The organism is Viridibacillus sp. FSL R5-0888, assembly GCF_038009105.1.
In the GTDB taxonomy this organism is placed as follows: domain Bacteria; phylum Bacillota; class Bacilli; order Bacillales_A; family Planococcaceae; genus Viridibacillus; species Viridibacillus arenosi.
In genome coordinates this window covers 3,964,221-3,976,686 of the sequence record NZ_JBBPAU010000001.1, presented here as the reverse complement: position 1 = coordinate 3,976,686, position 12,466 = coordinate 3,964,221, and the positions used below count along the sequence as shown (strand labels likewise).

The following is a 12,466-nucleotide window of genomic DNA, read 5'->3' as shown; positions in this document are numbered from 1 at the left end:
TTGCAAACGACTTTTGGAATGCCTCTTTATTTTTATTCTGCTAATAAAAACGCATTGCGTGAAGAGCCTACTAAATGTAGCTCATGCATGGCACGGGTGACAGCTACATATAAAAGCTTTCGATCAAGTGCTGTATCACGGAAAGGCTTTTCGATGGCTGTTACAATAACTGCATCGAATTCAAGCCCCTTTGCTAAATGACTTGGTATGACGAGAAGTGCACCCTGATCAATCTCGGATGATTCAGATAAAGTCTGTGCCATTACACCAGCATTTTGTAATACTTTCGTATAGTCCATTGCTTCATCAGAGGTTTTACAAATGAGTGCGATGGAGCGGTGCCCTTTTGCTCTAATTTGTTGATGAATATCTTCAATCGCTGTGGGGTCAATTATTCCCATCTCATGGAAGGTTGGTTCATCTCCATGACGGACAACTGGCTCTACAAGTGGTAAATCTTCGCCCATTTTCGATAAGATTTCATTTGCAACAGCCATAATTTCTATTGTAGTACGATAGCTTTTTTGTAAAGTTTTATAAGTAGCGCGAGGGAATAACTCGCGTACGGGCGTCCAGTCCGTTAAGGAGCGGTAACTATGTATACCTTGGGCCAAGTCGCCTACCATAGTGAACATATCAGTTTCTAGACCTTCTTTTAAAGCAGCTAACTGGAATAAGCTATAATCTTGCACCTCATCGATGAAAACAACGCGCATTTTCCATTCTTCGTTGACCCCTTTGATTTTGGCATGCAAATAGAAGATTGCAGCCAAATCTTCTAAGGCCCAAGTTTCTTTTATATGAGCGTTGAAAAATTGCGCATGCTCTTCTTCAGACCATTTGGGAGATAACTCTCTTTGTAAATCATAATTCGTCAAAAACTCACGATATAAGGATTTGATTTTATGCTTCTTAAAACGCTTCATATAACTTGAACAGGTAGATTTAGCCATCTTTTCAACAGCTGGAATTCGAACATCACGTTCATCAATCCATTTTGTAACTGTTTGTTTACGCTTAGCTGCATCTTGAATACCGAACAATGCCTTATCCAACATTTCATCATATCTTTTATTTAAAGAAAGTAGTATTTGCTTTTTCTTTTGTCGTACATAATTTTGTAGCACAGCTTTAATTCGTTCAATTCGCTTTTCAATGGGCATATAGGCAAAATCTTTTAAGAAGAGTTTTCTTAAATGAGAGCCTGTTAAAATGCGATATTTTTCGATATAAACGTCTTCGAATTGATCAGCTATTTGGGATTCAATCCTTTTTAAATAGCGATCCATAACATCTCGGTATTCTAATGAACCTTTCATTTTGGTCAGCCAAAGCACTGTTTCATCGGTAGTGTCTTCGCTCACGAGTTTTTCAAGCTGTTCATTTGGATTTTGGATTTTCAGCTTAATATCAGTTGCGTGTTGCACATAATCTGAGTAAGTTGTTTGGCAAATTTGATCAACACCAAGCTCAGGTAATACGTCGCCAATATAGTCTATGAATAGCTGATTAGGTGCTAAAATCATCAGTTCTTTTGCGTTGAAATGCTCGCCCATTGTATAAAGGAAATAAGAGATTCTATGGAGTGCAATAGTTGTCTTTCCTGAACCAGCTGCACCTTGTACGAGTATCGGTTGTTTTAAGTGAGCACGTATAACATCGTTTTGTTCAGCTTGAATCGTTGAGACGATTTCAGTAAGTCGTACATCAGCTTTACCTGCCAGTGCATCTTGTAATAGCTCATCATTTGTTGTCAGGTCAATATCTTGGACGTCTAATAGTTTGCCTTCTTCAATTTTATATTGCCGTTTTGAAAAGAGGTGCCCATTGTATTCTTCGTCATGTACTTTATAAGTAAGATCACCAAGTCGTCCGTCGTAGTATACGTTAGCGACAGGAGAGCGCCAGTCAACTATGATGGGTTCTTGTGTTTCACGGTCAAATAGAGAGGTCTTACCAATATATAGTTTTTCCGCTGGTTCGCCTTCTTTTTGAAAATGTATACGTGCAAAATAAGGTTTTTGTTGAACTGCTTCAAGGCCTTCTTTTTGATCACGTGCCATTTCAAAAAAACGAGCATTCGTTAAAATATTGAGGTAGCTTAAACTTGAATCTAGGTATTCTAAATCAGCCATCGATTTTCGAATACTGTCCTGTGCTGATTGAACGTCACGTTTGGATTCTTCTAAGAGTTTTCGCATATAATGTTTTGTGTAAGCCAGGCGCTGAGCTTCTTGTTCAAAATCGGGATGCTTCTGTGTCATTTACAGTCCTCCAATTTGGCAATTTTGCGTCCTGTTGAAGATGTTGGGGTTTTGATAGCAATGATAAATATTACTACATGAATTCAGAGAGTACAAGTAAAAGTTTTCAATTGTCTGGAAAATCTAGAAAGTGTAGCATATAGTTAACGAATAAACCTTTGGAGGAAATAATAAATGAAAATATTTGCACATCGTGGGGCTTCAGGTGATTTCCCTGAAAATACACTTTGTTCTTTTCGTGAAGCCGCAAGATTACCTATTTACGGTATTGAATTAGATGTCCAACGTACAAAAGATGGTGTTCTCGTTATCAACCATGATGAACGTATCAATCGTACTTCAAACGGAGAAGGCTATATCCGTGATATGACGTTTGAAGAATTACGTTCATATGATTTTGGGTCATGGAAAGGTGAACAATTTGCAGGCGAGAAAATCCCAACTCTGCAAGAGGTATTAGAGCTTTTCAAAGCGACTCATCATATGATTAATATTGAATTGAAAACGGATGTCTTTTCATATCAGGGGATAGAAGATGAAGTAATAGCTTTGCTAGTAGAAAATGACATGTTAGACAGAGTTGTTTTTGCATCATTTGATCATGAAATGGTGGAGCGAGTATTAAAAAAAGCACCGCAAAATGAAGTAGGGGCATTATTCATGAAGATATTAGTAAATCTACATGAGTACGGTGTAATGATAGGTACGGATGCACTGCATGTTTCATTAGTAGCGGCTAAACGAGAAGCCGTTAAAACGGCGATTGAACGAGGAAATATAGTGCGCGTCTATACTGTGAATACAATAGAAGATTATGATTTGATGAAAAAGCTTGGAGTCGAAGCTGTGTTTACAGATTATCCGGAGAAACTCTATATGCATGGGAATAAATAAAGGATTGGTGCTCGCTATTGGGAAGGAATCAGTGCTAGTCGAGAAGAGATAATCGCTACTGGGAAGAATTATCGATACTCAGAGCGAGATTAGCGCTACTCGAGAAGAAAGTATCACTACTCAGGGGAGAAGTATCACTACTGGAGAATAGATTATCACTACTCAAGGAGACCATAGCTACTCAAAAAAACTAATCTTACTCAACGAACGCATTTTTAACAACTGCCAAGATAAAAGGACAGCCTCTCAATCAAATCAGAGGCTGTCCTTTTTACCATTTAGCTAAATGTTCTTCGGCGGTGCCGAGTAGTTGTTGGATAGGTAGGTAACAACCGCTGTCTAATCGGACGCGGCCGTTGAAATAGCCTACCATTTGATGTACTTCGGATTTGATAACTTTGGCGTTTGTAGTAGCGATACGTTCAAAGAAAGGTGTGAATGTAAGTTGAACATCATCCGTGAATTTAGATTTAATATGCCAAGGTTGCATAAAATCTTTTGTATTGTATTCGAAAATAACATCTTCATGGATTTTAGTCATCTTGCCATCTAGAAATATTGCATTTTCCGTCATGCCGGTACCATCTGTCCATTGTCCACCTAAGTTTAGACCGATTCGGTGTCCTCTACATCTTTGGGAAGCCATAGCCCAGTTCCAAGTTGCTTCACGTGGCCAAACGCCACGACCATAGTCAAGCACTGCGTAGCACTCTTCTTCTTGAAAATTATAACGTTTTTCTCCTATTTTAACGTAACCGTTAGTTGGTAATGAATGATGTTTTCCAGTAAATTGGAAGGTTTGACGATTCCAAGGGATGACGACATTGAGAGAGTCGTCGTTTACAGGGTGTTTGATTGTTAAGTCAGCATGCAGTAAATCGCCATCAAAATCAGGGATAGTGACAGTCATTTGTGTTTCATTTTGCGCATATAGCAGTTGGATTTTCATATCATCGTGATTGAAACTTATAGTTTCTAATACGCTTGTAGGCATTTTAACTTTATTGCCCAAGGGAATAGTGATTGTTTTTTCAAAGTAACGTTGAGTTTCGTAATCTAAGAAGTAGACGAAACAAACAGCAGCATAATCTAAATGGCTAATTGTAGCAGAGAACATAATTTCATCTCCGAAAACACACCAATAATTCCATTTCTTTTTACGCATGAAATGGCCTTTCAAATTACTATTGATAATTGGTTTTCGAGCGAATCCTATGGCAGCGGGATTTAGATTACCCTTCTTGTCACATAATAATGTCGACTCAACAATTTCTTTTTCTGCGTGCTGTGTCAATTTCGAACACCCTTTCAAACGTAAAGTAGGAGAAACAAATTAGTTGTTTTTATTGTACCAAATTTTTGACTTATATTGGGCAATTCAAATAAGGAATATTGAAATTGTTGTATAAATGTAAAGACACTGACAAATATCATGGAAATGTAATAACATGAGTAATAGTTTGAGGTTCTTTATAAATAGATAAATTTCGTTAAAAAGACTTTTAATGACAAAATAACTACTTTATAAAAATCCTTTACAATAATAGAAATATTCAATCAGGGCAATACATATACATGAGTAAGGAGGTGTGATGGAGCAGTTTACAATCGACAAGCAGCTGTCGCTTACGCCGATAAATGGTGGGACAGCTACAATCCAGCATTTCCGCGATTTGATGTGGATTGTACGAATTATATATCGCAATGTCTTTTTGCAGGAGGCGCACCAATGTGGGGAGCGCCAAACCGATCGGGGGGATGGTGGCTAAAAGGAGGTAATTGGAGTTTTAGTTGGAGTACACCGCATTCATTGCGTTGGTATTTAGAAACTTCAAAGAAGGGACTGAGGGGAAAGCGAGTTGCATCTGCCTATGACTTAGAACTAGGAGATGTTATTTTTTACGATTTCCAAGATAACGGAAGAATAGATCATTCTGTCATCGTTACAAGTTTTCAAGATGGTGAACCTCTTGTGAATGCCCACACATCCAATAGCTTTCATCGACCATGGGAATATTTAGACTCAACTGCTTATACGCCGAATATGAAATACTACTTTTTTCACATAGAAGATGTTATATTACCAATATAATAAAGTACCCGACCTATTCAATGGATAATAGGTCGGGTTTGCTGTGTTTTCAAAAAAAGTAGGCTATTATAATATTGGTTTTTTCATTATTTTTTTGATTTCCAAGCTTTTTCTTGATAGGACTCGATAATGTCGAAGCGATGTTTGTAAACAATGATTAAAATAATAAGAATGATTGGCCACGCAACTGGTAAACATCCGCTGTAAATAATTGATCCTATATAACATACATAACCAAAAAGCATACTTAGTGTTGCGCTTTTCAGGAAAGGAATTGGAATTAAAAAACCAACGACAAAAGCTAAAAATAATAACGGATTAAAAGCAAGTGTAACTCCGACAAAGGTTGCAATACCTTTACCACCTTTGCCTTTTAACCAAAAAGGAAATAAATGGCCGATAATGACAAGGGCACCAGCAACTGCGATTGAAAATTCCGTTTCGTTCAGCAAGTAGCCGAGTAGAACAATGAGTAATCCTTTGCTACCATCACCAATTGAAGTTAGGAAAAATGCGGATTTACCAATAACTGCTCCAGCATTTCTAGCGCCTAAATTCCCGCTGCGATGCTCACGTAAATCGATATTTCGCCATTTACCAACCCACCATGCAGTCATGAATGTACCGACGAAGTAACTTACTAGCCAATAACAAATCGTCAAATAAGACATACAAAATCCTCCAGACTCTTTTTTACAGTATGTAGGAAAAACAACTATGAAAACAACCCTTTTTTAATCGATTATCAAATATTTGGAGGAGTACAATTGAGAAAGATCAGTGCATTAATACTATTTGTATTCATCCTCAGTGGCTGTACATTAGTCGATTATGAAACTAATTCCCAAATCAAATACGGCTTATTAGTAATCAATCAAACAGATATAGCAGAGAGTTCTATCATTCCATTACGAGGTGAATGGTTATTTTTTACTCATGAACTACTATCTAATAGAGAGATAGAGAAGAGGATTATAACATCTAATGTTGATAAAGAATATTTGCCAAGAACTTGGAATGACTCTTTAAGGAATATAACAGACTATGCAACATTTGCTCTCTATTTGAAAATTCCTAAAGAGCAAATTGGTCATACATTTGCGCTTTCTACTCGTTTCCAATCAAGCGCCTATACCTTGCTTGTTGATGGAATGCCCATTTCAACGAGTGGTTCTGTTGGTACTTCTAAAGATACATCAGCTCCTTCAATGACACCTAAAATTGGCTATTTCGTTCCTAACTCTGATAAGATTTTAGTCGTTTTGCAAGTGTCTAATTTTGAAGACAACGTTGGTGGGCCAAGTGAAGAGATTTTATTTGGACGAGCAAATGCTATAGTCAATTATCATTCAGATCGGCAAGCAGCTCTGTTATTTATGAATGGCAGTATAATTATTATAGGGATATACCATATAATTATTTTTTTATATAGGAAAACTGAACGACCTTTCCTTTATTTTGGCTTGTTGAGTCTATTCATAGCGGTGCGCTCACTTTTCGTAGGGCCAATGCTTTTGCAAATGCAGTTCTCACATTTGTCTTGGTTTTTACTAAAGCGAATAGAGCACACATTAATTTACGGATCAGTCTTAGTATATATAGGTTTTATTTCTCGACTATTCCCTAGAGAAGCTGGTAAGAAGATAGTTTATATAGTAATAGCAATAATTATGCCTCTATTATTGCTAACGTGGGTAACACCACCGAGCTTTTTTAAATCTCTTTTCTTTGACATTTTTCCTCTTGCTTTTATACTTATGATTTTCATAACGATTATATTAGTAAAGGCTTTTGTTAACAAAAGACCTACTGCTCTAATGAACTTAATAGCGAATTTATTGTTTTTTATAACGGTGGTGAACGATTATTTGTTTGCAAAGGGTTTAATAGATACACTCATGCTTTCAATTTACGGATTTTTCTTCTACGTCATTTTGCAAGCATTCAATTTAAGTCGCAATTACGCAAAAAATTTCCATGAATCTGAATTACTTAGCAAGGAATTAATGACGTTAAATACATCACTTGACAAAAAGATTCATGAAAGAACATATGAATTACAGTTGAAAAATGAGCGATTGAAGCAACTGACAGAATTAGATGGCTTAACAGGCATTAATAATCGACGCTATTTTGAAGATCGACTACCAATCTGTTTCCGAAAAAGTTACAAAGACAAGTGGCCTCTAACAATACTCATGATTGATATTGATGAATTCAAAAAATATAACGATACATATGGTCATCTAAAAGGTGACGATCTTATTTGTCATACTGTGAATATAATGAAGGATATCGTAGCTGACCGAGGCGTAATTTCTCGTTATGGTGGAGAAGAATTCGCAATCGTTATTCGAGATATGGGCGAGGGTGAGGCAAGGATACTTGCTGAGAAAATACGCAGTTCAGTTGAAAATGCTAAATTTGAACATAAAGGTAGAAGTGATATACAATTTGCAACTATTAGCATTGGTGGCACTACGACATTTATGCATTCATTTGAATCAGTAAGTGATTTTATCGAAGCAGCTGATCAAGCACTTTATCAGTCAAAAAATAGCGGCCGCAATCAAACAAACTTTTTATAATAAAAATGATAAGGATTACTTTCGTCATTTTTTGTTTTTTTTTAGGAATATGGTATGGTGGATAGTGATGCATACATAACTCGTATGATGAAACTTACTGCCAAATTGTAAAAATTTGCAGAGTAGGAGTGATGGAAATGAAGGAACAATCATTAACAGTAATAGAAGCAATTAAACAACGCCGTTCCATTAAAATGTTCAATGGTCAGCCGATTGATCGTGAAGATTTAATGTCGATAATTGACGATGCAGTATGGGCACCTAATCACGGTAACCGTCAACCTTGGCGATTAGTAGTGGCATGCGGTCCTGAATTAGAACCATTAAAAGACCTTATTCGTGAATTTGCTGTACCAAATTGGAAAGAACTTTCAGAAGATGAGCTTCAAAGCAAGATGAGTAAATTCTCATTACCAGGTGCATATGCATTTGTAGTCATTCCAGAAGATGCTCGACAAAAAGAACGTTTAGAAGACTTCGCCGCAGCAAGTAGCTTTATACAAAATATGCAGCTGCTTGCTTGGGATAAAGGAATCGGTGCATGCTGGAAAACTCCTGCTTGGCTAGATAATCCAAAATTCCGTGAACCAATGGGTGTAAAATCAGGTGAACGCATTATCGGCATGTTACAATTCGGCTACTATGATCTTGTACCAAAAGAAAAACCACGTAAATCAGCAAGTGAAATTGTAACGATTTTTGGTGAATAGAAATATACACTAACCATAGTACTTCTATGGTATTAGAAATCCTGCATGCGTTAACCAAACGTATGCGGGATTTCTTTGATTTTGAGGGGAGGGGATGATAAAGAGAGCTTGAGTGAAGTAAAAGAGTAGGCGAGTAGGATAAATGGAAGCCTAAGTAGCAAAAGAATAGATGAGTAGGTTAAATGCGGCCTCAAGCAATGCAAAAAAAGGAGTTCGAGTAATATGAATAAAGTACTAAATCTCTGATTAAATTAATTTTGCAAATAAAAAACGCTCCTTTTTTAAAAGGAGCGTTTTTTATTTATAGGGCATCCTTATCAACTGCTGCTACTTCGTAGTAGTAGTCGCTGATAACACGGAGTCCTTTGTCGTAGTTTTCTAGATGGAAGTGTTCGTTTGGTGCATGGAAGTTTTCACTTGAAAGTCCGAAGCCCATTAAGATTACTGGAGTTCCTAGAATTTCATCAAATGCTGCGACGATAGGAATTGAACCACCACCACGAATATATGCTGTTGGAGTGTTATATATTTTTTCGTAAGAACGTCCAGCAGCTTGGATTAGTGGATGGTTCATTGGTGTAATGAATGGTTTACCTTTATCAAAGTCAGTAACTGTAATTTCAACGCCAGTTGGCTTGTGAGCTGCGATATGTGCGCGTAGCTTTTCTACAATTTCTTCAGGATCTTGATTAGGAACAAGGCGACAAGTTATTTTTGCACCAGCTTCAGCAGGTAAAACTGTTTTAATACCTTCGCCAGAGAAACCACCGAATACGCCGTTTACTTCAAGTGTTGGGCGCGCCCATGTATGTTCAAGGTAAGTGTAACCCTTTTCACCGAATAACTCTTTCACACCAATTTCCTCTTTGATACCTTCCTCGTCAAAGTTTAAAGCGCGAAATGCTGAACGTTCTTCGTCAGTAAGAGGAACAACGTTATCATAAAAGCCATCCACTGTGATAGTGCCGTGCTCATTATGGAAGGATGTTAAAATATCAGCTAAAGCATGTATTGGATTTTGTACACCACCACCATAAAGTCCTGAATGAAGGTCACCTTTCGCTCCACGAATATCTATTTGTACGCCTGTTAAACCACGTAAAGCATAGCAAACAGCAGGTTTCCCAGGTGCATAAAGACCTGTATCTGAAATTAAAACTAAATCTGCAGCTAGATAGTCTTTATGTTCCTCAACGAATGCCGGTAAGTTTTTACTACCGATTTCTTCTTCACCTTCGATTAAAAATTTCACGTTAACGGGTAGCTCACCTTTTAGTTGCATTAAAGCTTCAATGACTTTAATATGCATGAACACTTGACCTTTATCGTCACTTGAACCACGTGCATATAAAATATTGTCACGAATCTCAGGCTTAAACGGTTCGCTATCCCATAAGTTTAAAGGATCAACAGGTTGTACATCATAGTGACCATATACTAAAATGGTTGGTTTGCCTTCAGCGTGTAACCAATCTGCAGTAACAGCGGGATGGCCCCCAGTTTCATTAATTGTGATGTTTTCTAATCCGACTTTTTTCATAGCATCGCCTAAAAAAGCAGCGGCAGTTTTCATGTCTTCTTTATGTTCAGATAAAGAACTGATACTTGGAATAGATAAAAACTGCTTTAATTCTTCCAAATGTTCCTCACGTTTGGTAGTGAAATATTGGTCTATACTATTCATAATTATCCCCCATTTCGAAATATTCGATAATAAAATAAGTATAGCATATCCCTTTAAATAATTTGAAAGGTACACATGAAAAAGAGGTGGATTATCAATAATATGGTATATTGTCTATATGAAAATGTTCTGAATTCGTTTATTAACAGGAGGAAGTTTAGTTGGAGTTTATAGGTTTAATCATATGTTTGGTGGCGTCATTTTTCTTTTCAGGCAGTGAAACAGCTTTAACAGCTATCAATAGGATGAAGGTCCAGTTGCGTGCTGAGCAAGGAGATCGCATGTCTGAAAAATTGTTTTTGCTCATTTCGCATCCGGACCGCATGATTACAACAATTTTAATTGGAAATAATATTGCGAATATACTTTTGCCAACGTTCTTAACCATCATTGCACTTAGACATGGGTGGCCACTTTCGGTAGCTACTACAATTTTGACAGTAATTATCATTATATTCGGAGAAGTACTTCCAAAAACAATCGCTGTAACTTTTGCGGATCGTATTGCTTATATGGTCGCTCCAATCATTGCATTATTAGTGCAAATTTTGCGCCCAATTACTTGGATTATCCAAAGTTTTACCAATATTTTTATCCAAATCATTTCAAATGGAGCAGTGAAAGAAGCAATACTGACGAAAGAAGAACTTCGAACTATGGTGGACATTGCATCAACAGAAGGAACATTTGCTTTTGATGAATCAGAACGCCTTAAAGGTGTTATGGATTTTCCAAATAAAGATGTATCAGATGTTCTCGGTACGCACAGAACAGAGGTTATTGGACTATCTATTCATTCAACGTTTGAAGAGGTGCGCGATACCATTTTGGAATACTCGTTTACCCGTTATCCGGTTTATGATGAAAGTATGGATGATATTGTCGGTATGTTCTATTCAAAGAAATTTATTGAATGGACATTAGATCCTTCGAAAACGCTAGGTGATTTCATAGATCGCGAACCACTTTTTGTAGTTTCGAATATCAATGTAGAAAAAGTATTTAAATTAATGCTGGCTAAGAAAAAGCATTTAGCTATAGTTTTAGATGAATATGGAGGGACGCTTGGGATTATTTCTCATGAAGATATAATAGAAGAAATGATTGGACAAGAAATCGAGGATGAATCGGATGAGGAAGAGGAGTCGCTCATTTATGAAGTGACTGAAACTAAACTTGTTTGTCATGGTCGTCTTGAAATTGTGGAAGCTAATCGCATTTTTGAAGTAAATATTCCACAGCTCCATGATACGTTAGGCGGTTTTGTCCTTGAACAATGCGTACATGTTCCAGAAGAAAATGAATCATTTGATTTTGAGAATCTTCATGTAGTAGTAAATGAAATGGATGATAACCGTATTGCTAAGTTAACTATTACAAAAAAGCCAATCGAATCTGATAAAGAGGAAGAGTAATCGAAAATAAATAAAATCCTATCCAAAATTTTGGGTAGGATTTTTCTTTTGTAATGTAAGCTTTCACTTTAGATAGTTGATATTCCAACGTTTTAGAATCTAGATTACATGATTTATATATTAACCTTACATGAATGTAATAAAATTGAAAGAGAATCCGATAGAGTGAAAGGTTTGTTTTTGCGACAATAGGGTTAACAAAGCAAGACGCGAATCGGAGGTAATGAAAATGAAAACAAATACAAATACAAATACAAATACAAATACAACACTAGAAACAGTTTATGAGGAATATAATCGTTATATATATCATTTATGTCTAAAACTAACTCGCAATAAAGCAGAGGCAGAGGATTTAATGCAAGAAGTTTGGGTGAAAGTTGTACGTTATGAATCTTATGTAGCAGACGTAGATCACGTCAAAGCTTGGTTAACTACAATTTGTATGAACACTTTCCGCGACCGTTATCGCAAAAATGTTCGTCGTAGTAAATACATGATGAACCAACCTGATACTTTAGACGTTCCTGTACTAGATTTGGTTCCCAATAATGAACTATCTACTGAGGAAGTTATTGAGCAAGATGCAATCGCTCAAATTGTGCAAGATAAAATTGGTAAATTAGATGCTATATATCGCAATACATTAGTATATTTCTATGTAAATCAATACTCACTTGTTGAGATTGCAGAATTAATGAATGTTTCAATCGGTACAGTTAAATCTCGTTTATTCCGTGCGAAACAACGTCTAAAAGAAATGATGATGGCCGATCAATCTTCAGTTGAGGCAATCATGCCTGCTTAATCTATAGTTGT

Annotated in this window: 9 protein-coding genes and 1 pseudogene; 6 read left to right on the top strand and 4 right to left on the bottom strand. The window is 36.6% G+C overall.

All coding sequences use genetic code 11. From position 1 onward, the window contains the following. Positions 1-32: 32 nt before the first annotated feature. Positions 33-2,264 (bottom strand): RNA polymerase recycling motor HelD, encoded by a 2,232-nt coding sequence (gene helD, locus MKY02_RS19670; RefSeq protein WP_038180308.1) that lies wholly within the window; start codon positions 2,262-2,264, stop codon positions 33-35. Positions 2,265-2,438: 174 nt separating this feature from the next. Between helD and MKY02_RS19665 the strand changes: the two genes are divergently transcribed. Further along, entirely contained in the window at positions 2,439-3,158 is a 720-nt protein-coding gene (locus MKY02_RS19665; protein ID WP_340711632.1) for a glycerophosphodiester phosphodiesterase, read from the top strand. A 271-nt stretch (positions 3,159-3,429) separates the two neighbouring features. On the opposite strand, the gene MKY02_RS19660 is transcribed toward MKY02_RS19665, so the two are convergent. Continuing rightward, positions 3,430-4,452, bottom strand: a complete 1,023-nt coding sequence (locus tag MKY02_RS19660; RefSeq protein ID WP_038180301.1) for a DUF2804 domain-containing protein — start codon at positions 4,450-4,452, stop codon at positions 3,430-3,432. A gap of 306 nt (positions 4,453-4,758) precedes the next feature. Between MKY02_RS19660 and MKY02_RS19655 the strand changes: the two are divergent. After that, a pseudogene (locus MKY02_RS19655) lies at positions 4,759-5,250 on the top strand (amidase domain-containing protein); the annotation flags it as partial. 86 nt (positions 5,251-5,336) lie between these two features. Here the strand turns inward: MKY02_RS19655 and MKY02_RS19650 are convergent. Beyond that, positions 5,337-5,921, bottom strand: a complete 585-nt coding sequence (locus tag MKY02_RS19650) for a glycerol-3-phosphate acyltransferase (protein WP_038180298.1) — start codon at positions 5,919-5,921, stop codon at positions 5,337-5,339. A gap of 96 nt (positions 5,922-6,017) precedes the next feature. Here MKY02_RS19650 and MKY02_RS19645 point away from each other — a divergent pair, with 96 nt between their 5' ends. Both MKY02_RS19645 and MKY02_RS19640 read left to right on the top strand, forming a co-directional pair. Further along, positions 6,018-7,838 carry a sensor domain-containing diguanylate cyclase gene (locus MKY02_RS19645; RefSeq protein ID WP_038180297.1) on the top strand — a complete coding sequence of 607 codons (1,821 nt, stop codon included), beginning with the start codon at positions 6,018-6,020 and terminating at the stop codon, positions 7,836-7,838. Positions 7,839-7,975: 137 nt separating this feature from the next. After that, positions 7,976-8,548, top strand: coding sequence for a nitroreductase family protein (locus tag MKY02_RS19640; RefSeq protein WP_038180295.1), 573 nt, complete (start codon positions 7,976-7,978; stop codon positions 8,546-8,548). Positions 8,549-8,849: 301 nt separating this feature from the next. Here MKY02_RS19640 and MKY02_RS19635 read toward each other — a convergent pair whose 3' ends face one another. Continuing rightward, positions 8,850-10,232, bottom strand: coding sequence for a dipeptidase (locus tag MKY02_RS19635; protein WP_038180292.1), 1,383 nt, complete (start codon positions 10,230-10,232; stop codon positions 8,850-8,852). 161 nt (positions 10,233-10,393) lie between these two features. Between MKY02_RS19635 and MKY02_RS19630 the strand changes: the two genes are divergently transcribed. After that, complete coding sequence (locus tag MKY02_RS19630) at positions 10,394-11,647, top strand: hemolysin family protein (RefSeq protein WP_038180291.1); 1,254 nt, start codon at positions 10,394-10,396, stop codon at positions 11,645-11,647. 229 nt (positions 11,648-11,876) lie between these two features. Then, the gene (locus MKY02_RS19625; RefSeq protein ID WP_076034265.1) at positions 11,877-12,455 is read left to right on the top strand and encodes an RNA polymerase sigma factor; all 579 of its coding nucleotides are present in this window, start codon (positions 11,877-11,879) and stop codon (positions 12,453-12,455) included. Positions 12,456-12,466: the final 11 nt, after the last annotated feature.